Here is a 26,011-nt window from a genome sequence, read left to right as displayed (position 1 = left end):
TGCCGTTGACGACGGCCCGCTGCGCGGCAGGCCCACCGAACGCCCCCATTTCCCGGGCGCCACCACCCGACGGCAGACAGGCCCACCGCCAGTTCGGCACGACCAGCACGACGCCACCAGCCCGCCGCTAAGCATCGCGCTGTCGACGACGGCCCGCATCGCGGCAGGCCACCAAACGCCCTCACCTCCGACAAGCGCAGGCCCTACCGCCAGTTCGACACGAACAGCACGATTCCACCCGTCCACATCAACCCGCCGGCCTGCCCTGACCGGGCCGGGCGGCGGATCATCAAAGCGCGGATGCCGCGGTGTTGGGGCCTGGCACGGGCAGCGGGGCTAGTCGCGGGTGCGGGGCTGGGGACGGGCGGCCCATTCGCGGACCTTGGCGATGCGTTTGCGTACGTCCTCGGCGCTGGCCTGAGCCGACGGGGGGCCGCCGCACATGCGGCGGAGTTCGGCGTGGATCACGCCGTGGGGCTGGCCTGTGCGGTGGTGCCAGGCGCCGACCAGGCCGTTGAGCTCCTTGCGCAGTGCGTGGAGGTCCTCCGACGCCGTGCGGTCGTCCTTGCTGGCCGTCCCCCGTTTGCCGCCCTTGCGCTGGGCGGCCAACTGCTCCGCCTGGCGCTGCTTGAGCAGGCTGGTGACCTGGTCGGGCTCCAGCAGGCCCGGGATGCCGAGGTAGTCCTCTTCTTCGGCCGAGCCGGGCGCGGCTCCCATGCCGAACTCGCCGCCGTCGAACACGACGCGGTCGAAGTGGGCCGACGCCTCGACGGTCTCGAAGGGGAGTTCTTCGCCCACGTCCGGGTTGTCGCGCTTGCGGTTGGCCTCGGCTAGCAGATCGTCGTCCAGGCCGTCCTCGCGGACCTTGCGCTCGAGGACGTGGTCGCGTTCGGTCTCCATCTCCGACGCGTGGCCCATGAGGGTGGGTACGGACGGCAGGAAAACCGAGGCGGTCTCGCCGCGCCGCCGCGCACGGACGAAGCGGCCGATCGCCTGGGCGAAGAACAGCGGGGTCGAGGTCGACGTGGCGTACACGCCGACCGACAGCCGGGGGATGTCGACGCCCTCGGAGACCATGCGGACAGCGACCATCCAGCGGTCCTCCGACTCGCCGAACTGCTTGATCTTGCGGCTCGCCGAGGGGTCGTCGGACAGCACCACGGTCGCGCCCGCGCCGGTCACGTTGCGGATCATCTTGGAGTACGCGCGTGCGGTCTCGTGGTCGGTGGCGATGACCAGGCCGCCCGCGTCCGGGACGCCGCGGCGTACCTCGGTCAGGCGGCGGTCGGCGGCGGCGATCACCTGCTGCATCCACTCGCCCTTGGGGTCGAGCGCGGCCCGCCAGGCCTGTGACATCTGGTCCTGGGTCAGCGGCTCGCCGAGCGACGCGGTGATCTCGTCGCCGGCGCGGGTGCGCCAGCGCATCTCGCCCGCGTACGCCAGGAAGATCACCGGGCGGACGACTCCGTCGGCGAGCGCGGGGCCGTAGCCGTAGGTGTAGTCGGCGCGGCTGCGGCGTACGCCACCCGGGCCCTCTTCGTACAGGACGAAGGGGATCGGGTTGATGTCCGTGCGGAACGGCGTGCCGCTGAGCGCCAGGCGCCGCGCGGCCGGCTCGAACGCCTCGCGGATGGCGTCACCCCACGAGCGGCCGTCGCCCGCGTGGTGCACCTCGTCAAGGATCACGAGGGTCCGGCGGTTTTCCGTACGGCCGCGGTGCAGCGCCGGGTGCGCGGCGACCTGGGCGTAGGTGACCGCGACGCCGACGAAGTCCTTGGCCGTGCGGCCGTGGGCGTTTTTGAACTCCGGGTCGATCTTGATGCCCACCCGGCCGGCGGACTCGGCCCACTGGCGCTTCAGGTGCTCGGTCGGGCACACGACGGTGATGCGGTCGATGATCCGGCGGCCCATGAGCTCGGCCGCGAGCCGCAGCGCGAAGGTCGTCTTACCCGCGCCGGGCGTCGCGACGGCGAGGAAGTCGCGGGGTTCGGTCCGGAAGTATTCCTCCAGAGCGCCTTGCTGCCAGGCGCGTAGAGCGGGGGCGGTACCCCAGGACGCCCGGCCCGGAAGGGCGGGAGGGATGTCGGATGCGGCAAACGTGCTCACGGTGAAAAGAGGCTACCCGGAGGCACTGACAGGACATGCCGAGCGTGACGTGATCCACAGGAACCCGCGGTGCTCGTGTTAGAGGCCGTCGCGGGCGGCGCGCGCGTAGCGAGCGGTGTCCAGGTGGTGCCTGACAAGGCGGAGGAGGTCGGCCTGGTTCGGCCGTCGACCGACGACGACGCGGCCAGGCGCCGCCTGGACACCGCGCAGTAGCGCGGTCCTGCCCGCGCGGCCTCCTAACGGGCCCGGCGCGCCGCGCGACCGGCCTGAACTGCACGGTAGGCGGCCCACATCGCCCGGATGCGCAGGCCCTGGCCCGGCGTGAAGGACGTCATGCAGGTGTCCCACGCATAGTCCATGAAGTTGTGCACCGGATCGGTGCCCGGCTGCGGGCAGGTGTCCTTGGCCGCCGGGCAGTTCTGGGTGGGCAGCGACTCGTACGGTGTGTCGTCCACGCCGTCGCCGGGGGGCCGGCAGCCGTTCTCGAACGGGTGGAACAGGCCCAGCCAGTGGCCGATCTCGTGCACGGCCGTGTAGCCGCGGTTGAAGTGCTCGAGCTGCCCTCCCGGCACGCTCCGGTAGTCGACCACCACGCCGTCCGTCGTGGGCCGCGAGCGGTACCACTGCGGGAACGATGAGAAGCCGAGCACGTCCGTGCCGACCGACGCGGTGTAGAGGTTCAGGGTGCCTGGACCGCCGCGGGAGAGCGCGCCGAGCAGCTGGGACTGGTAGTCGTGCGGCCGCTCGAACCACCGCGGGTTCGTCACGACGTCGGCGGCGACGAGCCGGAACGACACGCCCGTGTCGGCGCCTCCGGTGGTCCCCCCGTACGCGGCGTTGAGGTTGTTCAGCTGCTGGTCGATGACGGCGCGGCTCAGCAGGCCGGTACGCCCGTCGGTGACGACGTGGAACCGCACGGGCACGACGAGTCGCCCCGCGAGGCGGCGGCTCGCCTCCAGCTGCCGCTCACCGGCGACGCCGTATCTGCGGCGCAGCGTCGAGGTGAAGTCGCGCAGCATCGCCCCGACCTGTGGCGAGGACAGCGCGTCCGGATCACGTGGCCGGCCGGCCACTGCGGCCGACGCGTGACGCAGGCACGCCGTGCCGCCCGCAGGGCGTGCGCAAGTGCTCGAGGGCACCGTCGCACACGACGCCAGAACGACTCCGAACAGCCCGGACAGGACTCTCCGCCTCATTGGATCCCCCCGAGACGGAGAGGCTAGCCCTCAGGCTCGCGAGGATCGCCCGACGCGCGGGTCCATCACACCGATTTGACGGTCACTCGTCGCTGTCGTCGCCGGACATGGATTCGTAGATCTCCTTGCACTCCGGGCAGACGGGGTACTTCTTGGGGTCACGGTTGGGCACCCACACTTTGCCGCAGAGCGCGATCACGGGCGTGCCGCTGACGGCACTCTCCATGATCTTGTCCTTCTGCACGTAGTGCGCGAAGCGCTCATGACCACCGTCGCCGTGGGAGAGATCAGGGCGGGTGTCACTCTCAGGAAGGATCTTCGTACTCACGGGCTCAGTTTAGTGACGGATCCTCGGGAAAGGTCGCGACGAATGCCAGATCGCCGCCCTGACGTCGCAGAACGTCGTGCCAAAGGCGCTCCGGATCGTCCATGAACGCATCCCCTGGCTCGGCCGGCAGGACGTACCAGGCACCCTCGTCGACCTCTGACCGGAGCTGGCCAATCCCCCATCCGGCATAACCGGCGAAAACCCGCAGCTTCGTGAGCTCGGTGGCGAGCAGCTCCGGAGGCGCGTCCAGGTCGACCAGCCCGACCCGCGCGACCGCCGGGCTGCCGCCGAGCGCCCGCCACCCGAGGGGCTCGTCGGTGCCCGGGACGTGGGCCAGGGCCAGCGCGCTGTCGAGTGCGACGGGGCCGCCCTGGAACACCACGGAGGGGCCCGTCACCAACTCTGACCAGGGCGGGAGTATCTGGTCGACGGGTACTTCGGTCGGCCGGTTGAGCACCACGCCGAGCGTGCCGCCGTCCTCCTCGTGCTCCACGAGAAGGACGACGCTGCGCCGGAAGTTCGGATCGGCCAGCTGGGGCGTCGCGACGAGCAGCCTGCCCGCGATTATCCCGTCGTCCATGCCCCAATCATCCTGTCCCGAAGCTCGCATGCGAACAGTACGCGGCCGAGTACGTCGGTTACGTGCCCTTGGCGCCTGGGTAATCGGCAGAATACGGGCCTAGATCAAAAACTAGATCACCCAGGTGTGCCCCCCACCACCGGAGGACCCCGATGCAGCTTTCCAGGGTCGCCATCGCGGCCATTTTCTTGGTCGTCGGGGCGCTCATCCTGATCCCCATGCTGATGGACAGCTCGTCGCCCTCACAGCTCACGAGCGCCACACCTTCGCCCCAGACCACGGTGTCCCCGTCGGTCTCCCCCTCCAGGTCCGCCAAGCCGTCCCGCACGCCCACGCACAAGCCGAGCCCCACCCGGTCGACCAAGAAGCCTGTGACGGCGCCGTCGGTGACGCCGGCCGCCCCGCTGCGGGTCTCCATCGGCACCGTCCGGTGCCCCGGCCGCAGCGTGCTCGTGTCGGTCACCAACCACGGCGACGGGACGGAGGACTACGCGATCACCACGGACGGCTCGATCTCCGTGGCCGACCGCATCGCGCCGGGCACCACGCGCAGGTCCACGCTGACCGTCAAGGAGGACCACGCGACGACCATCGCGGTCACGTGGCACAACATCCCGGTCAAGAGCCTGGACCGTACGGCACACTGCGTCCGCAACGCCCCGGGCCACGCGCTGCCGCACACCGGCCCGGACAGCGGGATGATCATCGCCAGGATCGCGACGGGCGTCGCCGCCATGCTCACCGGCCTGATCATCTTCTGGTACGGCCGCATCTGGCCGGGCCGCCGCGACAAGATGTTCGACGACGCGAAGTAAGAGCCCGCCGCGCGGGTTCCGAAGAGCCCGCGCGGCTCCAGGGCGTCAGCGCGACGCGGTCGCCGCCTTCTGCACGGCCGCCGCGACGGCGTGGGAGACGTCCGGGTGGAAGACGCTCGGCACGATGTAGTTCGGGCCGAGCTCCTCGTCCGTCACGACCGCCGCCAGGGCGCGTGCGGCGGCGAGCAGCATGTCCTGGCTGACCGTACGGCTCTGCGCGTCGAGCAGGCCGCGGAAGACGCCCGGGAAGGCCAGCACGTTGTTGATCTGGTTGGGGTAGTCGCTGCGGCCCGTGGCGACCACCGCGGCGTGCTCACGCGCCACCGCCGGGTCGACCTCCGGGTCGGGGTTGGCCAGCGCGAACACCACGGCGCCCTCGTTCATCGTGGCGACGTCCTCACCGGTGAGGATGCCGGGGGCCGAGACGCCGATGAAGACGTCCGCCCCGCGTACCGCGCCGTGCAGGTCGCCGGTGTAGCCGTCGGCGTTGGTGTTGTCGGCGATCCAGCGCAGCGACTCGTCGAGGTCGTCGCGGCCACCGTGGACCGCGCCGTGGTAGTCGCAGACGACGACGTGCTTGGCGCCGGCGTGCAGCAGGAGCTTCAGCACGGCGGTGCCCGCGGCGCCGGCACCGGCCATCGCGATGCGGACGTCGGCGAGGTCTTTGCCGACCACGCGCAGGGCGTTCGTGAGCGCGGACAGCACGACGATCGCGGTGCCGTGCTGGTCGTCGTGGAAGACCGGGATGTCCAGCAGGTCCCGCAGCCGCCGCTCGACCTCGAAGCAGCGCGGCGCGGAGATGTCCTCGAGGTTGATGCCGCCGAACGCCGGCGCGATGATCTGCACCGTACGGACCAGCTCGTCGGTGTCCTGGGTGTCCAGGCAGATCGGCCAGGCGTCGATGCCGGCGAACCGCTTGAACAGCGCGGCCTTGCCCTCCATCACCGGCAGCGCCGCCTCCGGCCCGATGTTGCCCAGGCCGAGCACGGCCGAGCCGTCGGTGACCACGGCGACGCTGTTGCGCTTGACGGTCAGGCGGCGTACGTCTTCGGGGTTGCGGGCGATCGCCAGTGAGACGCGCGCGACACCGGGGGTGTAGGCCATGGACAGCTCGTCGCGGTTGCGCAGCGGCACCTTCGACTGCATCTCGATCTTGCCGCCGAGGTGCATCAGGAACGTCCGGTCGCTGACCTTGTGGATCGTCACCCCGTCGACCCGCTCCAGCGCGTCGACGATCTCCTGGGCGTGCTCGGTGTCGCGTGTGGCGCAGGTGACGTCGATGCGGAGCCTGTCATGCGCGGCGGGCGTGAGGTCCAGAGCCGTGACGATGCCACCGGCCTGCTCCACCTCCCCGGTGAGCTGGCTCACCGCACGGCCGCCCGCCGCGACCTCGAGGCGTACGGTGATCGAGTAGGACACGCTGGGCACGGTCGCCACGTCAGCTGCTCCTTTGCCAGGTCCGGGGGGCTCCGCCCGTAATGGTGTCACTCACCAGGGAGCATCCGGCCCGCAGGGCTGGTCTTCTAGGGGATGGCGAGCGCGGCCGTCACGATGATGTCGGCACAGGCCGCCGCCGCCAGCCGCGTACTGTCGATGACCAGATCATAGAGCGCCGGGTCGGCTGGGTCGGCGCGATAAAAGTGCTTCACGTAGGCCGTGCGGGCCCGATCGTTGTCCTCGAGGAGCCGCTCGGCGTCCTCGGCGGACAGATCCATGGACTCGGCCGCGTTCGCCAGACGCCGCTTCCTCGGGCCGTCGAGGCGTACGTGCAGGGCGGCCGGATGGCCCGCGAGGACCAGCTGTGAGGCCCGGCCGAGGATGACGCCGCCGCCGTGCTCGGCGATCTCCTTGATCACCTTCTCCGTGCGGACGAGGAACTCCTCGTCCGGCACGAAATGCCGTGGGGCCAGATAGGAGTCCACGCCGCCGAGGGTGATGTTCGGGAGCCGCGCGGCGTTGGACAGGATGCGGCCGAGGCCGTGCTCGGTCCGGTCGTCATGGGCGAGCGCCTCCTCCAGCGTGCACCCGATGTCGGCCGCGACCGTGTAGGGGATCGCACGGTCGACGAAGGGCGTGCCGAGACGCTCGGCGACGGCGGGGCCGATGACACTGCCCCCCGCGCCGAACGTCGCGGAGACCGTCACGACTCCGGCCATAACAGGATGATTCCCGCTCTGTGCCGGTCAGAACAGCGCGGACGCGAGTCTGCGGCGCGCCTTTCCCACGCGGGGGTCGTCCGGCGGAAGCACCTCGAACAGCGCCAGGAGGTGCTTGCGCACCGACTCGCGCTCGTCCCCGGAGGTGCGCCGCACCGCGCCGATGAGCCGGTCGAACGCCTCGTCCACCCGTCCCTCGACGAGGTCGAGATCGGCGACGCTGATCTGCGCGGCCGCGTCGGCGGGCCGGTCGGCGGCGTCCTTGCGTGCCTGCTGCGGGTCGTACGCCTCGACCCTGCGCTGCAGCTCGACGAGGGCCAGACCGCTCTTGGCGAACCCGTCGTTCGGCTTCGTCTCGAGGATCTTCCCGAACGCGGCCGCGGCCGCGTCGAGATCGCCCCGCTGCAGGGCGGCCTCCGCCTCGTCCTGTACGGGGTCGCCGGCCGGCTGCGGCGCCTCGCCGTCACCCGTCTCGGCCGCGTCGGCGCCCTCGGGCATCAGGCCCTGCTCGCGCAGGGCGTCGAAGAGCTGGTCCAGCACCTGGCGTACCTGCGGCTCCGGCGCGGCGCCGTTGAGCACGGGCAGCATCTGGCCGGCCACGACGGCGGCGACGAACGGGATGCCCTGCACGCCCATGCGGCTGAGCTGCTGGCCCAGACCGGGGTTCGCGTCGATGTCGACCTTGGCGAGCAGCCAGCGGCCGGCCGCCTCGTTCGCGAGCTTCTCCAGGATCGGGCCGAGTTGCTTGCACGGCTGGCACCAGTCGGCCCAGAAGTCGACGAGCACCGGGACGTCGCGCGACCGGTCGATGACCTCGGCGTTGAACGTGGCGTCCGTCACGTCGATGACGGAAGAAGAACCGCCCGTGGCTGCGGGACGCTCCTGCGCCCGCTTCGCCGCGGCCTGCCGGGCGCCCAGATCGATGGCGCCGTGCAACGAGAAGTCCGGTGACGTCATGCATCCATCCTGCCGCATACACCGCCGAATGCGCACGAGCGGCCACCCGGTAACCACCCGCGCCGCGCCTGTCCCGCGCGCCGGGAGCCTCGGGTCCGGGTCGTGGGGACAGGTGAGGTGCGCCGTGCGGGTACCGGCGTACACGGAGCCCGGCGGCGGCCGGGCGGGCGCCTGGAGGTCCCTGCGATCGACCTCGCGAACGCGGAGACGCCCCGCGCGGTCTTCGCGGGGGCGTCTCGGCGTACGGCGGTCGTTCTACGGCGTCCTGCCGGCGAGACGACCGCTCGCGTCAGAAGCGGGCGGGATCGGATCAGAAGCGGGCGGGCTCGGAGTAGCTTCCCCACTCCTCGCGGAGCGCGCCGCAGATCTCGCCCAGCGTCGCCTCGGCGCGTGCGGCGTCGAGCATGGCGGGGATGAGGTTGCCGTCGGTGCGGGCCACCTCCGTCATGCGGGCCAGCGCCGCGTCGACGGTGGCCTGGTCGCGCTCGGCACGGCGGCCCGCGAGCACGCGGTTCTGCTCGCGCTCGACCTCGTGGCTGACCCGCAGGATCTCCAGCGGCTCCTCGATGCTCTGCGTGTGGACGTTGACCCCGACGATCTTCTTCTCGCCCTTCTCGAGCTGCTTCTGGTACGTGAAGGCGGCGTCGGCGATCTCGGCCATGAACCAGCCGTCCTCGATGCCGCGCAGGATGCCGCCGGTCATCGTGCCGTCCGGGCTCATGTCCTTGATCCGCGCGAAGATCTTCTCGGCCTCGGCCTCGATGCGGTCGGTGAGCTCCTCGACGTACCAGGAACCGCCCAGGGGGTCGACGACGTTCACCACGCCGGTCTCCTCCATGATCACCTGCTGGGTGCGCAGGGCGATCTCGGCGGCCTTCTGGCTCGGCAGCGCCAGCACCTCGTCCAGTGCGTTGGTGTGCAGGGAGTTGGTGCCGCCGAGGACCGCGGCGAGCGCCTCCACGGCGGTGCGCACGACGTTGTTGTCGGGCTGCTGCGCGGTCAGCGACACCCCGGCGGTCTGCGTGTGGAAGCGCAGCCACTGGGCCCTGTCCGACGTCGCGCCGTAGACGTCGCGCAGCCAGCGGGCCCAGATCCGGCGGGCGGCACGGAACTTGGCGATCTCCTCGAAGAAGTCGAGGTGGGAGTCGAAGAAGAACGACAGGCCCGGCGCGAACTCGTTGACGTCGAGTCCCCGTGACAGGCCGAGCTCGACGTAGCCGAACCCGTCGGCCAGCGTGAAGGCGAGCTCCTGCGCGGCCGTCGAGCCCGCCTCACGGATGTGGTAGCCGGACACGCTGAGCGGCTTGTACGCCGGGATCTCGGCCGCGCAGTACTCCATCAGGTCGCCGATGAGGCGCAGATGCGGCTCGGGCCCGAACAGCCACTCCTTCTGCGCGATGTACTCCTTGAAGATGTCGGTCTGCAGCGTGCCGTCCAGACCGCGGATGTCGGTGCCCTGCCGCTCGGCCGCGACGAGGTACATGCAGAAGATCGGCACGGCCGGGCCCGAGATCGTCATCGACGTCGTGGTGTCGCCGAGCGGAATGCCGTCGAACAGCACGTCCATGTCGGCGGCCGAGTCGATCGCGACGCCGCAGTGTCCGACCTCGCCCAGTGACTTCGGCTCGTCGGAGTCGCGGCCCATCAGCGTCGGCATGTCGAAGGCGACCGACAGCCCGCCGCCGCCGGCGGCGAGGATCATCTTGTAGCGCTCGTTGGTCTGCCGCGCGTTGCCGAACCCGGCGAACTGGCGGATGGTCCAGGACCGCCCGCGGTAGCCGGTCGCGTACAGGCCACGGGTGTAGGGGAACTCCCCCGGCCAGCCGATGCGCTCGAACCTGGGGTCGGCGGCCGGCGGTCCGTACACCGGCTCGACCTCCGTGCCCGACAGCGTCGTGAAGTCGGCCTCCCGCTTGCGCGAAGCGTCGAAGCGCTCCTGCCAGCGACGGCGACCCTCCTCGATGTCCTGCATGTCCATGGGCACGCTCCTCCGGTGTCTCCTCCAGGATACTAGGACGTCCTAGTATTTTGGGAAGAGGCAGCCGAGGGCGGTCTGAACGAGGTCTCAGTCCTGGAAGTCGCCCGCGTCGACGCGGAGCGAGCGCAGGACATCGAAGATCTTTCCCTGGTCACCGGCGCCGTACGTGCCGAGGCCGAAGTCCGCGGCCATGAGGTCGCGTGTGGCACGCTCCACGGTGTCCCGGCCGCTGTCGGTGATCTCCGCCAGCACGCCGCGGCCGTCGCGCGGGTTGGGGCGCCGGGAGACGTAGCCCTGCCGCTCCAGCCGGTCGATCGTGTTGGTCACGCTGGTCGGGTGCACCATCAGCCGCTCGCCGATCTTGGACAGCGGCAGCGCGCCGGAGCTGCTGAACGTCAGCAGCACGAGCGCCTCGTAGCGGGCGAAGGTGAGTTCGTACGGTCTCAGCAGGGCGTCGAGCTCGGCGATGAGGATCGCCTGGGCTCGCATGATCGATGTCACCGCGAGCATCGCGGGTGAGTGCCCCCAGCGGCGTTCCCAGAGGTCCCCGGCGCGGGCGATCGGATCGAAGGCGAGGTTGAGCGGCTTGGCCACCTGGACACGTTAGCGCCTACCCGGCAAGCAACTGAGCAGGCATCCGACATTTGCCGAACTATATCCACAATTGTTTCCTGAATACTCCCCGAATCATTGTCGGCGACACCGGCGGCCCTAACAACGCTGACAGTCATCACCAAGGCAAGTTATAGTTCCGTTGTCGGTGTGTGCGGCGACGGCAAAGGGGGGCGTCGACGCAGCCGTTCATCGGGCTGATCCGTTCCGTCCTCGAGCACACACCGCGATTTCGGGGGGTTTAAATGATCGCGGATTTTTCCACGATCGTGGCACGGAACATGGGTATCCGCCACAGGGGGCGGTGGATCCTGCGTCCCACCACGTTCGGCATCACCTCAGGGGTCGTCGGCCTGGCCGGTCCGCCCTGTTCGGGCAGGTCTGCCCTGCTGGAGACCCTTGCGACCCTGCGCCGGCCCAGCGTGGGCGAGCTCGAACTGCTCGGGCACGACGTGACCGGCGCGGCCGGCCAGCGCGCCGTACGCGCCCGGCTGGGGTTTCTGCCTGATCGGTTCGGCTGGGCCGCCGGAGTGACGGCCCGCGAGTTCGTCGCCTACGCCGCCTATTTCAAAGCCACGCCGAACCACGCGGTCGATGCGATTTTGGAACGATTTGAATTGTCCGATGCCGCGGAATTGGAGATGGATATGCTCCCCGCGGATCTGCGGCTGCGCACGGGGCTGGCGGCCACTTGTGTCCATCAGCCGGATCTGGTTTTCCTGGACGAACCACTGCACTCCATCCCCGACTCCGAACGCGACGAACTCATCGGCCTGTTGCGCGGGCTCGCCCCGACCGTGGTCGTGACGGCGCCGGACGCCGCGGAGCTGACGGGATGGTGCGACCGCGTGTTCACCATCGTCCGTGCGCGCCTCATCGAGTCACTGGAGGTCTCTCGATCGTGGTCCCAGGTGCCGGCCGGTGTCTGACCTGGGGCGGGTGCTGCGGATCGATGCCCGCCGCACCGCCCCGTTCCTGGCCGTCCCGGCTCTGGCGCTGCTCGGTGCCGTGGCGGCCTGGCGTGCGCTGCTGCCCGGCGTCGCCTACTGGGACGACGCCGTCGCCGCGCTGTTCGCCTCGGTACGCGTCCTGGGCCCCGCGTCGGCGGCGCTCGCCGCCTGGGTGGCGCTCCGCGAGCACCGCCTCGGCTACCTCCGCGGCCTGAGCGCGCGCTCGCCCGCACTCGGGCCGCTGCTCGACCTCATGCTGCTCGGCGTCGTCACGCTGACCGCGTACGCCGCGGTGGCCACCGTCGTCGTCATCAAGACCCTGCTCCACGTCGAGGCGGGACACCCCCAGGTGGCCGGCCTGCTGGCCGGAGCGCTCACACTGCTCGTCTACACGGTGATCGGTTACCTCGCGGGCCGTGCGGTGCCCCACCTGCCGACGGTCGCGGCGGCCGCCGCCGTCACCTACCTGTGGGGGGTCGCACGCCCGGGCACCTGGACGTACCTCCTGCCCCCGCCGGGCGTCGAGCACATCCACCCGTTCGCGGGCCTCCGCACCGAGCTCCTCGCCGCACAGGCGCTGTGGTCGCTCGGCCTGGGCGCGCTGCTCGTGACGTGCTACCTGCTGGCGCTGACCCGGCGGGCGCGGCTCGCGTTCCCGATCGTCGCGGCCGCCGCCGTCATCGTCATCACCACCCTGTGGATCCACGCCCAGCAGCGCGCGCCGCTGGCCCCGCGCGCCTTCGAGTACTCCTGCCGCCAGTGGCCGCTGACCGTGTGCGTCCACCCGGCACTGCGTACGGCGCTGCCGTCACTGGAGGCCGCTCTGACCCCTCTCGCCACGCGCCTGAGCGGCACGCCGGGCCGGTTCACGCGGGTCGAGCACCGGCCCGACAACGACTTCCCGCGTCCGGCGCGCGGCGTGGTCTACATCCACCTCAGCGATCTTTCGCCGGGGTACGAACACCGCGCCGAGCAGGAGATCCAGATCAGCCTGCTCGACGCACGCACCTGCGGGAACCCCACGCACGCCACGGGTGTGCGCTACACCGCGCTGGTCTCCGCGTGGCTCCTCGACGAGGCACCGCCGCGGCTGAGCGACGTCACCGCCGCGCGCGACTTCGCCGCGTGGGCCGAGGTGCGGCGGCGCCACTGGCTGCGCACGCACTACCTGCGCTACCACTCCTGCACTCTGCGCGGCCGCGACTTCCGCGTGGTGTGAGCCGGGCTCAGCGGCCCGTGGTCAGGAGTAGGCCGCCAGTACGGCATGGAGCTCCTCCAGCAGCCCGAGCACGTCCTCCCGCGTCTCCGCGTCGAACGCCGCCTCGACGGCGGTGGCGGCACCGCCATCGGTCAGCCAGGTCAGGACCTGGCGGTGCGCGACGCTCCCGCGGTCCCAGAAGGCGTCGGCGAGCCGTGGGCCGCGCGTCCACTCCACGCCGTACAGGACGAATTCACGCAGGTGCCGGACGGCGCCGGCGTCCGGCAGGCCGCCCCAGTGGTCCAGGAACGGCGTCAGGTCGGCACGGGCGGCGCCCAGGCAGCACAGGACCGTCCCGGCGTCGGGGTCGGCCGGATGCCGCTCCAGCGTGTCCGCCCACCACGCGGTCAGGAACGCCTCGATCGCCGCGCGCTCACCGGCCGGCCAGGCGTGCCAGCCCGCGGCGGCCACCTTGCCGAAGACGATCGCCGGGTCGGGGTAGCCGAACGCGTCGGCGGCCGCGCACTCCAGCAGCCTGGGCAGGAAGTAGCGGAACTCCTCGGCACCGCCCCAGGTGCTGATCGCCTTGGCGGCGTAACGCGCGAGGGCGTCCGCGGGCAGCGAGCGGACCGGCCCGTCGAGGAGGGGACGGTCCTCCTGCGGCGCGACACAGTGCGGGCAGCCCGGCACGCGTGCCGGGCGCCGTACGTGCCCGAACGCCGCGTAAAGACCCTCGACGGCCTCGTGCCGGTGCCCCATCATCCCAGGAGCATGACGCTCGTCTCCGATGTTGACTAGGGTCAGGCCGTGGACTGGAGCATGCTGACATGCGCCCGTAAGGGGCACATCACCTACGCGCCGGACGAGGCCGCCCTGCGCGACCGGCTGCACGTCGAGACGCCGGCCGGTGAGGCCTGGCGCTGCCTGCGCTGCGGCACCTATGTCCACGGTGAGCCGCACGGGCACGGACCGGCCGAGCAGGCGCCGCTCGTCCCGCGCGGGCGTGAGCTGCGCGACGCGTTCATCATCCGGTTCTTCGCGCTCGAACGCGTGATCCGCGGCCTGGTGATCGCGGCGGCCGCGTACGGCGTGTGGCGGTTCTCCGCCCACCGGGGCTCCATCGAAAAAATCTTCGAAAAGGACATCCCGCTGCTGAAGCCGCTGGCCCGCCAGGTCGGCTGGGATCTCGACAACTCCCACATCGTGGAGAGCATCCGGCACGTCTTCAGCGTCAAGTCCACCACCCTGACCTGGTTCGCGATCGGGCTGCTCGCGTACGCCCTCATCGAGCTGATCGAGGCCGTCGGACTGTGGCTGCAAAAGCGGTGGGGCGAGTACTTCGCCGTGGTCGCCACCTCCTTCGGCCTGCCGCTGGAGATCTACGAGCTGACCGAGAGGATCACCGCCTTCCGCATAGGAGCCCTGGTGATCAACCTCGGCCTCGTGGTGTACCTCCTGGTGTCCAAGCGGCTGTTCGGGATCCGCGGCGGGAAGGAGGCGTACGAGGCCCACCGGCGTGGTGAGTCGCTGATCGAAGTCGAACGCGCCGCCGTCTCTCCGCACACCGAGTCCGCTGGGTGACTTCTTAGGTTTCTGGGGAACACCGGGGGGTGAACAATCCCCCCAGAGGTGATGAGAATGTCGCACTCGGAAGCATCCGAGGATTCACGCATATCCGAGCGGCCGCGCCGGCCCATCCTGCGCGCGATCGCCGTCGTCGTCGTCATGATCGCTCTGGTCTACGCGGGGCTGGAGGCGGCGCACAGGCTGCCGCACTGGCTCAACCCGTTCGGCGAGACGACCAAGGACCGCAGCGCGCCCGTCGTGCTGAACTCCATCCAGAATCTCTCGCGGTACGAGGCGGCGACCGGCAACTACCAGGTCGTGGTCGACCTCGAGAAGGACGCGAAGTTCCTGCCCGGCCAGCTACGCGGCGAGCGAACCCTGTTCGTCGGCAACGGCAACGTCGACGCCTACGTCGACTTCTCCCACATCGGCAACGGCGCCCTCACGGTCGACAAGGCGCACAACACGGTGACGGTGCGCATGCCCCACGCGCAGCTGGAGAAGACCAACCTCGACCCGAAGCACAGCTACGTGTTCGCGCGCCAGCGCGGGCTGTTCGACCGCTTCGGTGACTTCTTCAGCTCGAACCCCAACCAGCAACAGCAGCTCTACGTCCTCGCGTCGCAGAAAATCCAGGACGCGGCGAACTCCAGCGGTCTCACTCAGCGTGCCGACGCGAACACGAAGCTGATGCTCACGAACATGTTGAAGGCATTGGGCTTCAAAACAGTTACCGTGACCTTTGCCACATCTCCCTGAACCTTAGGCGAAGGATCACCGGGGGAATACCTCACTAAGAGGTGTGGTTGGGGACGAGTCGGGGTGATGGCTGTGTCGATCGCAGCAGAGACGTTTACGCTTTCGCGCGACCCGGTGGCGCGGCCGACCTGGCCGTTCGCGCTACCGGTCGGGCTCGCGGCGGTGGCCGTCGCCATCCCCGCACTCGCCCCCGGCCTGGGTGACCGGCCGGCTCACCTGCTCGTCGGCGACCTGTTCCCCGGCGGGCAGGAGCTGTTGCTGGCACTGATACTGCTGGCCGCCGCGCGCGGCCTCCTGCTCCGCCGCCGCGTGGCCTACTACGTCGTCCTCTCCCTCACCGTGCTGTCGATGCTCGACGCGGTGGGCACGCGCGACCTCGGCCGGGCGCTGATCCTGGTCCCGGCCACGGTCGCCCTCGTGCGATACCGCCGTGAGTTCTCCACGGTCCCGAGCCGGGTCCGCGCCGCCGTACGCACCGGTCTGATCACCTACGGAGTGGCGATCGGGTACGGCCTCGCGGTCATGATCGCCGAGCGCAACCACATCACGCCGGGCGTCACCGCGGGTGATGCCGGCCGGGAGATCCTGTCCGGGCTCAGCGCATCGGGGACCGGACCACTGCACTTCGACGGCTCGCCCGACCGCTGGTTCGAGGCCAGCCTCGGCATCCTGGGTGGCGGCGGTCTGCTCGCGATGCTCATGGCGCTGCTCTCACCGGCGCCCGCGCCCCCGGTCGGCAGCGACGAAGAACGCGCCGAGGTCGCGCGTCTGGTCGACGCCGACGAGTCGGACACACTGGCTCCGTTCCTGCTGCGCGGTGACAAGTCCTACGTCTTCAGCCCCGATCGCCGCGCCGTGATCGGCTACCGCGTCCTGTTCGGCGTCGCGGCCGCGGGCGGCGACCCGGCGGGCGACCCGCGCTCCTACCCCGACGCCGTGGCCGAGTTCGCGGCGCTTGCCCGCCGGTCCGGCTGGCGGATGGCCGTGCTCGCCGCACGCGCCGACCTCATGGACCTGTGGGCCCCGTACGGGATGCACTCGGTCGGGATCGGCGACGAGGTGCTGCTGGCCACCGGTGAGTTCGGCCTCGGCGGCCGCAGCATGCGCAACGTGCGCCAGGCGGTACGCCGCACGCACAACGCCGGCGTGACGACCGAGGTCGTCCAGGAGGGTGCGCTGAACGAGCCGGACCGCGCCGAACTGCGGACGCTGGCCACCGACGCGATGGGCGGCACCGAGGAGCGCGGCTTCTCGATGAACATGGACGGGCTGCTGACCGGACGCCACACGTTCCCGGTCGTCGTGGTCGCGCGCGACGCGGACGGTACCGCGGCGGGCTTCCAGCGCTACCTGCCCAGCGCCTCCGGACGGCGCCTGTCACTCGACGCGATGCGCCGCGCGCCGGGATCGGCCAACGGCCTCAACGAACGCATGATCGCCGATGTCATGGAGTACGCCGCCGCGCACCGGATCGACGAGGTGTCGCTCAACTTCGCGGCCTTCCGCGAGCTGTTCGAGACCGAGGACCGCGGAGCGCTGGAGCAGGGGAGCTACCACCTGATCCATCTGCTCGACCGGTTCATCAAGGTCGAGTCGCTGTACCTGTTCAACCGCAAGTTCAAGCCGCGTTACGTGCCGCGCCGCGTGATGTTCCCTTCGTGGGCGAGCATCCTGCCGATCGCGCTGGCACTGCTGATGCTGGAGTTCGGGCACTGGCACCCGGGCTCGGAGGCCCGCCGTCAGGCCGAGCCGGTGCCCGAGGAGTCCTACGCGACGCTGCCGATCTATCCGGGCTGGTAACCGGCGCGACCGCACGGAGGCCGGGCACGGTGCCAGGACGCGGCGCCGTGCCCGGCCCGCGTTCAGGCGGATGTGACCTCGGGCCGGCGCATGACGACGACGCGTCCCAGACCTGTCTCGGCGATCCGGCTCCGCTCGAATCCGGCCGAGGCGGCCTCTTCGCAGAGCCGCTCCGCCGAAGGGGCGAATTCGGCGCCCCAGTGGCGGTACAGCAGCCGATCGAGGGCGAAGCCGCGCGCCCCCGCCTCATCGCCCGGCTCCGGGGGCACGAAGAGCTCCTGCATCAGGAGCGAACCACCCGGCTTCAGCGCATGAAAGATCATTTTCAGGACGCCGCCACGGGCGGACTCGGCGAAGAAGGGGTGAGCCCAGAACGACAGGTCGAAGGCGTTTTCCTCGTCGAAGGTCCGAGCGTCCTGGCACCGTACCTCCACCCGGTCCTGGACACCGAGCGCCTCCGCCCGCCTTCTCGTCTCCGCGGCGACCTCCGGGACCAGCTCGAGTCCCACCTGCCGCCCCTGGGGAAAGAGCGTGGCGAGATCGAGCATCGCCCAGCCGACTCCGCATCCGACGTCCAGCAGCCGGCCGCCCTCGCCCAGCACCTGGTACTCGGGGAGAGCGTCGACGAGTATCCGGAACACTTCCTGGGAGACGGGCGTGACGCGTCCGGCCGTCGCCTTGGCGAGGACGAGCGCGTCGCCCTCGTCCAGCGGGGCACCGGGGCCGTCCGCGACCGCGTCCCGCACCAGCCGGGGCAGCATCGCGAGGTGGGCGAGCATGTCCGTGAGGTCGACCGGCGCGTCGCCGGCGGACAGCAGCGCGAAGGCCGGGGCCAACCGCACCACGTCGGCGTCGCGCTCCACGATGTCGTATGCCGCCAGCGCCCCGAGCACGTCCTCCAGCCTCCCGGCCGTCAGCCCGGTGAAGTCCCGCAACACCGCGAGTCCGCGGGGTTCGGCCAGAAAGCCGAGCCAGCCGGCCTCGTGCACGGCCTCCAGAAGTGCCAGTGCCTGGGCGGCGCGGGCCCATCCCCTGACCACGGTACGGGCCGCGAACATCCCCTCCATGCGTTCCCGGTCCGTACCCGGCCGATTCTCCCGCGCACTGCTTCGTCATGCCGTCGACCCCGTTCGTCCTCACCATGCGGACCCGCCGGCGCCCGGCTCGCGTCCCTCGGTCCGGCAGGAGGCCGACCCTGATTTCGGCCTAGCCCGCGATAACTATAAAGACGACCGGATTAGGCGTTAGGGCTGGATGCGGGGCGACCCCGCCTACTCGGTGAGTCCCGCTACGAGCTCGTCGGCGGCGGCGTACGGATCGCACGAGCCGTCCAGCACCTTCTCGGCGAGCACGTCGAGACGCTGATGCCCGTGCAGGTCGCCCATGCGCTCGCGCAGCGCCGTGACGGCGATCGCCTCGATCTCGTCACGAGCACGGGTACGCCGGCGGCGGCCGAGCTCGCCCGAGTCCTCCATCCAGGACAGGTGCTCGTCGAGTCGTCCGATGACGTCCGCGACTCCCTCGTCCTTGACGGCCACGGTCGGCACGATCGGCGGCCTCCACCCTTCGGGCGCGGCCAGCGCGATCATGTTGCGCAGGTCGCGTACGGTCTGCTGGGCGCCGTCGCGGTCGGCCTTGTTCACCACGAACACGTCCGCGATCTCCAGGATGCCGGCCTTGGCCGCCTGGATGGAGTCGCCCATGCCGGGCGCGACCAGCACGATGGTGGAGTCGGCGAGCGAGGCGATCTCCACCTCGGCCTGGCCGACCCCGACCGTCTCGACCAGCACCACGTCACAGCCGGCCGCGTCGAGCACGCGGATGGCCTGCGGAGCCGCCCAGGACAGCCCGCCGAGGTGACCGCGGCTGGCCATCGACCGGATGAAGACGCCCGGGTCGGAGGCATGGTCCTGCATCCGCACCCGGTCACCGAGCAGCGCCCCGCCGGTGAACGGCGAGGACGGGTCGACGGCCAGGACGCCGACCCGTAGCTCCTGGGCGCGGAAGGCGCGGACCAGCGCACTGGTGGACGTCGACTTCCCGACGCCCGGCGCCCCGGTCAGGCCGATGATCCGCGCCTTGCCCGCGAGGGGGTTCAGCGCCGCCATGACCTGGCGGAGCTGCGGCGAGGCGTTCTCGATCAGGGTGATGAGCCGCGCGACCGCGCGCGGCTCGCCCTTGCGCGCCCGCGCGACCAGGTCGTCGACGTCGGCCTTCCGCGCCAGCGTTGCCACCCTGGGGCCCCTCAGACCTTCAGGATCAGGGCGTCGCCCTGGCCGCCGCCGCCGCACAGCCCGGCCGCGCCCACTCCGCCACCACGCCGGCGCAGTTCGCAGGCAAGGTGCAGGACGAGGCGGGCCCCGGACATGCCGATGGGATGGCCCAGCGCGATCGCGCCGCCGTTGACGTTGACCTTGGTCTCGTCCACACCGAGGTCGCGCATCGACTGGACGCCGACGGAGGCGAACGCCTCGTTGATCTCGATGAGGTCCACGTCGCCGACGTCCAGCCCCTGCTTGCCGAGCGCGTGCTTGATGGCGTTGGCCGGCTGGGACTGCAGTGAGTTGTCCGGGCCCGCGACGTTGCCGTGCGCGCCGATCTCGGCGAGCCAGGTGAGCCCGAGCTCCTCGGCCTTGGCCTTGGACATCACGACGACGGCGCACGCGCCGTCGGAGATCTGGGAGGAGGAGCCGGCGGTGATCGTGCCGTCCTTGCTGAACGCGGGCCGCAGCCGGCCGAGCGACTCGGCGGTGGTGTCGGCACGCACGCCCTCATCGGCCCTGAAGACGACCGGCTCACCCTTGCGCTGGGGGATCTCGACCGGGACGATCTCGTCGTCGAACAGGCCGTTCTTGGCGGCCTCGGCGGCACGCCGGTGTGAGCGGGCGGAGAACTCGTCCTGCTCCTCGCGCGAGATGCCGAGCTTGGCGTTGTAGCCCTCGGTCGACTCCCCCATGGACACGCCGTCGAAGGGGTCGGTGAGCCCGTCGTGCGCGGTCGCGTCGAGCATCTCGATGGAGCCGTACTTGTAGCCCTGCCGCGACTTGGGCAGCAGGTGCGGCGCGTTGGTCATCGACTCCATGCCGCCCGCGACGACGATCTCGAACTCGCCCGCACGGATGAGCTGGTCGGCGAGCGCGATCGCGTCGAGGCCGGACAGGCACACCTTGTTGATCGTCAACGACGGGACGTCCATCGGGATGCCTGCCTTGACCGCGGCCTGGCGCGAGGGGATCTGACCGGCGCCCGCCTGGAGCACGTGCCCCATGATCACGTAGTCGACCTGGTCGCCCGTGACACCGGCGCGCTCCAGCGCCGCCCTGATGGCGACCGCGCCGAGGTCCACCGCCGCGAAGCCCTTCAGTGAGCCCAGAAGGCGGCCGATGGGCGTCCGAGCCCCGGCGACGATGACGGATCCGGCCATAAAGAGACCTCCACTACCCGGGGCTGCGCGACGTTTGCCAACATACCCACACGGGGACGGTGGACTTCCTGGAGGGCAACGCATGCTCACACGCATCGACCATGTCGGTATCGCCTGTCACGACCTTGAGGAGAAGATCGCCTTCTACGAGACCACTTTCGGCCTCGTCCTGGCGTCCCGTGAGGTCAACGAGGCGCAGGGCGTGAAGGAGGCCATGATGCACGTCGCGGACGGCCCGTCAGGCTCCTCGTACATCCAGTTGCTGGAGCCGCTGGGCCCGGACACGCCGGTCGGAAAGTTCCTCGCCAAGCGTGGCGAGGGAGTACACCATGTCGGCTACGGTGTGGATGATGTCGCGGCCGCGCTCGAGGCGATCGGCGCCAAGGACGTGCGTCTGCTGGACAGGCGCCCCCGTCATGGGTCGATGGGAGCGTCCATCGCGTTCTTGCACCCCAAGGACGTGGGTGGAGTGCTGACCGAGCTGGTGCAGGCATCAGAGGGTCAGCACGAAGGCGAGTAAACGCCCGAAAATCAACTACAAAGAAGACAATGCACCCAGGGCGTCCAGTTGAGCCCCCAACACGGCAGTGTCCGGAGTACGCTGCTGTCGCCGGAAGTGGTCCCGCGCGTGCACTACCCCGTAACACGCAGTGTTCGCGTAGCCATGATCCGGCATCTCTACCACTTGTAGCCGTCTCGTCACAGCAGGATTGAGCCTCATGCAGTCCGACATCGACGCCCAGCTCAGTAACTTCTTCGAAGACACGCCCCCACGCGAGTTCGACGTGGTGCTCCGCGGCTACGACCGGCACCAGGTCGAAGAACACATCAAGCAGCTTGACAACGAGGTCCGCCAGAGCCGCGAGCAGACCTCGGCGATGCAGCGTGAGCTTTCCGACGCGCACCGTCAGTTGCAGGAGCAGGAACGCCCCACCTACTCCGGTCTCGGAGCGCGCATCGAGCAGCTGCTCCGGCTGGCCGAAGAGCAGGCCACCGAGCTCGTCCAGGCCGCCCGGTCGGAGGCCAACGAGATCAAGGCCGCGGCCAAGGTCGACGCGGCCGAGCACCGCGCCACGGCCGAGAACGAAGCGGCCGAGCTCCGCGCCACCGCCCAGCGCGAGGGCGAGGACATGCGCAACATGGCCGAGCGCGAGGCCGAAGAGGTGCGCACCGGAGCCCGCCGTGAGGCCGACGAGCTGACCTCGACGACCGAGCGCGAGGTGGCCAAGCTCCGCGCCACCGCCGACCACGAGGTCGCCGAAAAGCGTGCCGGCGCCGAGCGGGAGATCGCCAAGCTCCGCACCACCACCGAGCGGGAGGTCGCCCAGCTCCGGGCGTCCACCAAGCGGGAACGCGACGAGATCCTCACCACGGCCAAGCGCCAGGCCGACGAGATGCGGGCCCAGGCCCAGCGCATCCTCGAGGAGAGCGAAGCTCAGCGGGCACAGGCCGAGGGCGAGTTCGAGATCCAGCTGGCCGCACGGCGCGAAGAGGCCGAGCGGCAGGATGCGGAGCGTCACAGCGCCGCGCAGACCGCCACCCAGAAGCTCGTCGCCGAAGCCGAGCAGCGGGCCGCGTCCGCCGAGCAGCGCGCCACCAAGGCGACGCAGCAGGCCGAGCAGACCCGTCGCGAGGCCGACAGCCACGCCAAGCAGCTGGTGGCCAACGCCCGAAAGAACTCCGACTCGGTCATCGCCGAGGCGAAGTCCCAGGCCGAGCAGCTCCTGTCGGACACCAAGTCCGAGGCCGAGCGGATGCGCACGACCGCGCAGCGCCAGGTGGACGAGCTCACGCGCCAGCGCGACAGCATCACCAGCCACCTCAACCAGCTGCGTCAGCTGATCGGTGGCATGCAGTCCCCGCTGGGTGGCGCCGCCGCCGAGGAGGCTCTCGCCGCACCGCCGGAGAAGCCCGCCCTCGCGGCCGCCGAGCCCAAGCCGGCACAACAGCAGCAGCAGAAGGCGCAGCAGCAGGGCCAGCCGCGCAAGAAGGACGAGGACGACGACTGGTGGCAGGAGTAACCATCAGCCCACTCCCCGAATAACGCGGGCAATCCCGCTATAAAACGCGAGACGGCGGAAAGCCTAGAGGCAAACCTTGCCTCTAGGCTTTTTGCCATAATTTGGGGCACTTCAAAGGAGGTGGGGAGTGCCTGACGAGCTCCCGAAAAACAGCCGGCGCGCTGACCGGGGCCTACTTGCCCGGGACCGGCGCCGGGACGACGACTCGGCCGAGCGACAACGGGCCGAGTCGGACACGGCTGAACCGGATTCAGCCGATGAAGGTGCTGCGTCAGATACGGCCGACGTGGATACGGCCGGCATCGATACCACCGAATCGGACACCGGCGGCCCGGAAACGGGCGCGGACACGGAGCTGGAACCCGCCGAACCCGGCGAGCCCATCCCGGCCGAAACCCTGTCCCCACAGGAGAGGGCCGCCGACCCGATCACCGATATGAAGGCCCGCGAACGCGAGGCCGGCGTGGACGAGCGGTTCCCCTTCGGCCGCCCTGGCCGCCCGCTGACCAGGAGCCACCCGTTCGTCTTCGGCTTCTACGGGGCACTCGGCGTTCTGGTCGCGTACATGCTGGTCCAGGCGCTGCAGAACGCCCTCCAGGTGATCATCCTGATCATCGTCGCGCTGTTCCTCGCGGTCGGCCTCAACCCCGGAGTCGAGGCGCTGGAACGGCTCGGCATCTCGCGCCGGTGGGCGGTGCTTCTGGTGTTCCTCGCGCTGGTGGGGTTCTTCGTCGGGTTCGGGTTCGCCATCGTCCCGCCGCTCTCCCAGCAGACCACCGCGATCATCCACAACCTCACCAGCGGGAACGGCTACCTCGAACAGCTACAGAACAACCCTCGGGTGCAGGATCTGGATCACCGCTACCACATCATCCAGAAGGCCAGAAGCGCTCTGCAGAGCAAGGACCTGGGCACGCGGGCGGCCAACGGGGTGGTCGGCTTCGGCCAGGTCGTGCTGAGCGGGCTCTTCAGCGCGCTGACCGTACTCATCCTCACGCTCTACTTCCTGAACTCGCTGCCCAGCATCACCGGCTTCATGTACCGGCTGGCGCCGCGCTCACGACGGGCGCGGGTGGCCCTGCTCGGCGACGAGATCCTCACCCGGATCGGCGGCTACGTCGCCGGCAACCTGCTCATCTCGCTCATCGCCGGGGTGACGTCGTACATCTTCCTGTTGATCGCCGGGGTGCCGTTCGCCCTCGCGCTCGCCCTTCTCGTGGCCATCACCGACCTGATCCCCCTGGTCGGTGCCTCGATCGGGGCGGTGTTCGTCACGGCCCTGTCGTTCTTCTCCGGCTTGTGGGTGGGGGTCGCCACAGCGATCTTCTTCATCATCTACCAGCAGGTCGAGAACTACATCGTCCAGCCGAGGGTCATGAAGCGGTCGGTCGACGTGCAGCCGGCCGTGACGATCATCGCGGCGCTGATCGGCGGCACGCTGCTGGGCGTGATCGGCGCCCTGCTCGCGATCCCGGCCGCAGCGGCGCTGGCTCTGATCCTGCGTGAGGTCGTGATGCCTCGCCAGGAGGAGGTCTGACCTCGCGGCCCTGACCGTACGCGCCCGCTCAGCGGAGCGTACGGGTCAGGGCCGCGCCGAACTCCGTCACCGCGTCGTTGAACAGCTGCGGCTGTTCGACGGCGGTGAGGTGACCCGAGCCGGGGATCATGATGAGCTCCGCGTTGGGCAGGGCCTCGGCCATGCTCCGCGCCTCGTCCTCGGTGATGATGGCGTCCTCCGCGCCGTGCAGGACGAGCGTGGGCGCACGGAACTCCGCGAGCGCACCGGTCGAGTCGGGTCGCGCGGCCATCGCGCGCTGGGCCCAGGCCGCGGCGAGCGGGGGCGTGGACTGCACCAGCCCGCGGACCCGCCCGTACACCAGCGCACGCTGCTGCATCGTGGTCGGTCCCACCAGTCTCGGCAGCAGGTCGTCCAGGAGCACGCTGACGTTGCCGTCGGCCTCGAGCCGCTCGGCGATACTGATCCGCGCCTCCCGTGCCGCGGCGGCGTCCTCGGTCGCCTTGGTGTCGGCGAGGACGGCGCCCAGGACGCGATCCGCGTGCCGCCGGCAGAACGCCAGCGTGACGTACCCGCCCATCGACAGTCCGCCGATGATCGCCCGGTCGATGCCCTTGGTGTCGAGCAGGGCCGCGACGTCGTCCGCCATGGCGTCGACGGATGGCTCCTCGGCTCCGAGCGGAGACCCGCCGAATCCCCGCATATCAGGCGTTAGCACCCGAAAGCGCGACACCAGGCCCTCTCGCTGGGCCAGCCACATGGCCGACGACAGCGGGAACGCATGCAAGAGCACTAACGGCGTCCCGCTCCCGACGTCGCGGGTGTACAACTGCACGGCGTGCCCCTCCCCGTTTGCTACGCAAACCTCCCCAGTCCGGTACTTACCGGACCCCGCTCATCGTTACCCGTGATTGCCGCCCTGCCGACACCGTGGCCGCGATCGGTCTCAGACGTTTAGGCGAAGCGGGTTTCTGGGAGGAGTACTCCCCATATCGGCCCCTGTAGACGCGGAGCCTACGGGACCTCGGTCGACAACGGGTACGCCTCAGGCGCCACATGCTTCACGATCTCGTTGAGAACGATCCGGACATAGGGCTCACCTACCCACAGATGCTTGGCACCGTCGACGCCGATCACCTCGGCCTGGGGTACCCGCTTGAAGCGCTCACGTGCCTCCGGCGGCCGCAGGTAGTCGTCGCGCTCGGGTACCAGCGCGACCAGCGGGCGGCCGAACTCCGCCCAGGCGTCGAGATCGCCGTCGGTCGCCCGGTGGAGCGGCGGCGACAGCAGAATCGCCCCTTCGACGAGCGGGTCGCGCCCCCAGCGAAGTGCCAGTTCGGTGCCGAACGACCAGCCGAGCAGCCAGGTCCTGGGCAGATCGTGGTATTCGGCCCACTCCAGCGCGGCCGCCACGTCGTACCGCTCGGAGTCGCCGTCGCCGAACTCTCCCTCGCTCGTACCGCGATCGCTGCTCGTGCCCCGGGTGTTGAACCGGAGCACGGCCACGCCGGCGAGGGCCGGCAGCCGGTACGACGCCTTGCGCAGCACGTGGCTGTCCATCATGCCCTCGGCCGTCGGCAGCGGATGCAGGCACACGAGGGTCGCGACGGGCGGCCGGTCCTCCGGGAGTGCCAGCTCACCGACCAGGGTGAGCCCGTCGGCCGTCTGCAGCTCGATTTCGGTACGGCGCGCGGGCAGTACCGTGCTCGCCCGGATCTCCGCCATCCTCGTCCTCTCAGTAGCGCGGGCCGCGACGGGACCGCTGGATGTTGGGCAGGCGGTTGAGCCGGTGATCCCAGCACGGCCGGTGCCAGTGGCGCCGGTCCTGCGGGCCACCACCCTCGGCCGGCCATGCCACGAGATGCCCGACACCCGGTGGGATCTCCTGGTCACAGCCGGGGCAGCGGTAGGACTTCGCGGCCCCGGCCGCCGGACGTACGATCCAGTCTCCGTCGGGCCCTTCCTCGGTCCGCTGCGGACCGCCGAACGCGCCACTCCCGGTTTCCCGTGCGGTGTCGCGTGTGCGGCGATTCTTACGCGGACTCATGC

Annotated in this window: 26 protein-coding genes; 10 read left to right on the top strand and 16 right to left on the bottom strand. The window is 70.3% G+C overall.

Annotated elements, in window-relative coordinates; translation table 11 throughout:
• Window positions 1-336 precede the first annotated feature (336 nt).
• Window positions 337-2,106, bottom strand: coding sequence for a DEAD/DEAH box helicase (locus tag FB559_RS21305; RefSeq protein ID WP_141957271.1), 1,770 nt, complete (start codon window positions 2,104-2,106; stop codon window positions 337-339).
• A 69-nt stretch (window positions 2,107-2,175) separates the two neighbouring features.
• Here FB559_RS21305 and FB559_RS44010 point away from each other — a divergent pair, with 69 nt between their 5' ends.
• Window positions 2,176-2,319, top strand: a complete 144-nt coding sequence (locus FB559_RS44010) for a hypothetical protein (RefSeq protein WP_185792327.1) — start codon at window positions 2,176-2,178, stop codon at window positions 2,317-2,319.
• Window positions 2,320-2,342: 23 nt separating this feature from the next.
• On the opposite strand, the gene FB559_RS21300 is transcribed toward FB559_RS44010, so the two are convergent.
• The 3 genes from FB559_RS21300 to FB559_RS21290 form a co-directional block, all read right to left on the bottom strand.
• Complete coding sequence (locus tag FB559_RS21300; RefSeq protein WP_141957270.1) at window positions 2,343-3,302, bottom strand: zinc metalloprotease; 960 nt, start codon at window positions 3,300-3,302, stop codon at window positions 2,343-2,345.
• A gap of 82 nt (window positions 3,303-3,384) precedes the next feature.
• The gene (locus FB559_RS21295) at window positions 3,385-3,630 is read right to left on the bottom strand and encodes a DUF3039 domain-containing protein (RefSeq protein WP_141957269.1); all 246 of its coding nucleotides are present in this window, start codon (window positions 3,628-3,630) and stop codon (window positions 3,385-3,387) included.
• Between the two features lie 4 nt (window positions 3,631-3,634).
• Window positions 3,635-4,210, bottom strand: coding sequence for a YqgE/AlgH family protein (locus FB559_RS21290; RefSeq protein ID WP_141957268.1), 576 nt, complete (start codon window positions 4,208-4,210; stop codon window positions 3,635-3,637).
• Window positions 4,211-4,362: 152 nt separating this feature from the next.
• Here FB559_RS21290 and FB559_RS21285 point away from each other — a divergent pair, with 152 nt between their 5' ends.
• Complete coding sequence (locus FB559_RS21285) at window positions 4,363-5,025, top strand: hypothetical protein (protein ID WP_141957267.1); 663 nt, start codon at window positions 4,363-4,365, stop codon at window positions 5,023-5,025.
• 45 nt (window positions 5,026-5,070) lie between these two features.
• Here the strand turns inward: FB559_RS21285 and FB559_RS21280 are convergent, their stop codons facing one another.
• The 5 genes from FB559_RS21280 to FB559_RS21260 all read right to left on the bottom strand — a co-directional run bounded on the left by FB559_RS21280 (window position 5,071) and on the right by FB559_RS21260 (window position 10,710).
• The gene (locus tag FB559_RS21280; protein WP_141957266.1) at window positions 5,071-6,462 is read right to left on the bottom strand and encodes an NAD-dependent malic enzyme; all 1,392 of its coding nucleotides are present in this window, start codon (window positions 6,460-6,462) and stop codon (window positions 5,071-5,073) included.
• Between the two features lie 86 nt (window positions 6,463-6,548).
• Window positions 6,549-7,181 (bottom strand): cytidylate kinase-like family protein, encoded by a 633-nt coding sequence (locus tag FB559_RS21275; RefSeq protein ID WP_141957265.1) that lies wholly within the window; start codon window positions 7,179-7,181, stop codon window positions 6,549-6,551.
• Between the two features lie 27 nt (window positions 7,182-7,208).
• Window positions 7,209-8,138: a tetratricopeptide repeat protein gene (locus FB559_RS21270; RefSeq protein WP_141957264.1), complete on the bottom strand. Its 930-nt coding sequence runs from the start codon at window positions 8,136-8,138 to the stop codon at window positions 7,209-7,211.
• 310 nt (window positions 8,139-8,448) lie between these two features.
• A complete protein-coding gene (icmA, locus tag FB559_RS21265; RefSeq protein ID WP_141957263.1) occupies window positions 8,449-10,116 on the bottom strand; it encodes a coenzyme B12-dependent isobutyryl-CoA mutase large subunit in 1,668 nt (555 codons plus the stop codon).
• Window positions 10,117-10,203: 87 nt separating this feature from the next.
• The gene (locus tag FB559_RS21260; RefSeq protein WP_141957262.1) at window positions 10,204-10,710 is read right to left on the bottom strand and encodes a MarR family transcriptional regulator; all 507 of its coding nucleotides are present in this window, start codon (window positions 10,708-10,710) and stop codon (window positions 10,204-10,206) included.
• Window positions 10,711-10,973: 263 nt separating this feature from the next.
• On the opposite strand from FB559_RS21260, the gene FB559_RS21255 reads away from it, so the two are divergent.
• The gene (locus FB559_RS21255; protein WP_141957261.1) at window positions 10,974-11,657 is read left to right on the top strand and encodes an ATP-binding cassette domain-containing protein; all 684 of its coding nucleotides are present in this window, start codon (window positions 10,974-10,976) and stop codon (window positions 11,655-11,657) included.
• Window positions 11,650-12,897 carry a hypothetical protein gene (locus FB559_RS21250; protein ID WP_141957260.1) on the top strand — a complete coding sequence of 416 codons (1,248 nt, stop codon included), beginning with the start codon at window positions 11,650-11,652 and terminating at the stop codon, window positions 12,895-12,897. Before FB559_RS21255 ends, FB559_RS21250 begins: the two co-directional genes overlap by 8 nt.
• 21 nt (window positions 12,898-12,918) lie before the next feature.
• On the opposite strand, the gene FB559_RS21245 is transcribed toward FB559_RS21250, so the two are convergent.
• Entirely contained in the window at window positions 12,919-13,638 is a 720-nt protein-coding gene (locus tag FB559_RS21245; RefSeq protein ID WP_141957259.1) for a hypothetical protein, read from the bottom strand.
• Between the two features lie 45 nt (window positions 13,639-13,683).
• Between FB559_RS21245 and FB559_RS21240 the strand changes: the two genes are divergently transcribed.
• From FB559_RS21240 to FB559_RS21230, 3 genes are all read left to right on the top strand, one after another.
• On the top strand, window positions 13,684-14,457 hold the full coding sequence (locus FB559_RS21240) for a DUF2127 domain-containing protein (protein ID WP_221640110.1): 774 nt from the start codon (window positions 13,684-13,686) through the stop codon (window positions 14,455-14,457).
• Window positions 14,458-14,514: 57 nt separating this feature from the next.
• Entirely contained in the window at window positions 14,515-15,201 is a 687-nt protein-coding gene (locus FB559_RS21235; RefSeq protein WP_185792325.1) for a DUF4230 domain-containing protein, read from the top strand.
• 72 nt (window positions 15,202-15,273) lie between these two features.
• Complete coding sequence (locus FB559_RS21230; RefSeq protein ID WP_185792324.1) at window positions 15,274-17,001, top strand: bifunctional lysylphosphatidylglycerol flippase/synthetase MprF; 1,728 nt, start codon at window positions 15,274-15,276, stop codon at window positions 16,999-17,001.
• 62 nt (window positions 17,002-17,063) lie between these two features.
• Here the strand turns inward: FB559_RS21230 and FB559_RS21225 are convergent, their stop codons facing one another.
• From FB559_RS21225 to FB559_RS21215, 3 genes are all read right to left on the bottom strand, one after another.
• Complete coding sequence (locus FB559_RS21225; RefSeq protein WP_141957257.1) at window positions 17,064-18,068, bottom strand: SAM-dependent methyltransferase; 1,005 nt, start codon at window positions 18,066-18,068, stop codon at window positions 17,064-17,066.
• Window positions 18,069-18,272: 204 nt separating this feature from the next.
• The gene (gene meaB, locus FB559_RS21220; protein WP_246121857.1) at window positions 18,273-19,235 is read right to left on the bottom strand and encodes a methylmalonyl Co-A mutase-associated GTPase MeaB; all 963 of its coding nucleotides are present in this window, start codon (window positions 19,233-19,235) and stop codon (window positions 18,273-18,275) included.
• A gap of 11 nt (window positions 19,236-19,246) precedes the next feature.
• Window positions 19,247-20,425 (bottom strand): acetyl-CoA C-acetyltransferase, encoded by a 1,179-nt coding sequence (locus FB559_RS21215; RefSeq protein ID WP_141957256.1) that lies wholly within the window; start codon window positions 20,423-20,425, stop codon window positions 19,247-19,249.
• Window positions 20,426-20,507: 82 nt separating this feature from the next.
• Here FB559_RS21215 and mce point away from each other — a divergent pair, with 82 nt between their 5' ends.
• The 3 genes from mce to FB559_RS21200 all read left to right on the top strand — a co-directional run bounded on the left by mce (window position 20,508) and on the right by FB559_RS21200 (window position 23,983).
• Window positions 20,508-20,945, top strand: a complete 438-nt coding sequence (gene mce / locus FB559_RS21210; RefSeq protein ID WP_141957255.1) for a methylmalonyl-CoA epimerase — start codon at window positions 20,508-20,510, stop codon at window positions 20,943-20,945.
• A gap of 199 nt (window positions 20,946-21,144) precedes the next feature.
• Window positions 21,145-22,446 (top strand): DivIVA domain-containing protein, encoded by a 1,302-nt coding sequence (locus FB559_RS21205; protein WP_141957254.1) that lies wholly within the window; start codon window positions 21,145-21,147, stop codon window positions 22,444-22,446.
• 286 nt (window positions 22,447-22,732) lie between these two features.
• On the top strand, window positions 22,733-23,983 hold the full coding sequence (locus tag FB559_RS21200; protein ID WP_246121848.1) for an AI-2E family transporter: 1,251 nt from the start codon (window positions 22,733-22,735) through the stop codon (window positions 23,981-23,983).
• A gap of 28 nt (window positions 23,984-24,011) precedes the next feature.
• Here the strand turns inward: FB559_RS21200 and FB559_RS21195 are convergent, their stop codons facing one another.
• From FB559_RS21195 to FB559_RS21185, 3 genes are all read right to left on the bottom strand, one after another.
• Window positions 24,012-24,755 (bottom strand): alpha/beta fold hydrolase, encoded by a 744-nt coding sequence (locus FB559_RS21195; RefSeq protein ID WP_281286335.1) that lies wholly within the window; start codon window positions 24,753-24,755, stop codon window positions 24,012-24,014.
• A gap of 221 nt (window positions 24,756-24,976) precedes the next feature.
• Entirely contained in the window at window positions 24,977-25,687 is a 711-nt protein-coding gene (locus tag FB559_RS21190; protein ID WP_141957252.1) for an alpha/beta hydrolase, read from the bottom strand.
• A gap of 10 nt (window positions 25,688-25,697) precedes the next feature.
• A complete protein-coding gene (locus tag FB559_RS21185) occupies window positions 25,698-26,009 on the bottom strand; it encodes an ATP/GTP-binding protein (protein ID WP_141957251.1) in 312 nt (103 codons plus the stop codon).
• Window positions 26,010-26,011: the final 2 nt, after the last annotated feature.

It is taken from the genome of Actinoallomurus bryophytorum, assembly GCF_006716425.1.
In the GTDB taxonomy this organism is placed as follows: domain Bacteria; phylum Actinomycetota; class Actinomycetes; order Streptosporangiales; family Streptosporangiaceae; genus Actinoallomurus; species Actinoallomurus bryophytorum.
Note: the sequence above shows the minus strand (reverse complement) of the source record. Positions and strands in the feature narration are given on the sequence as shown.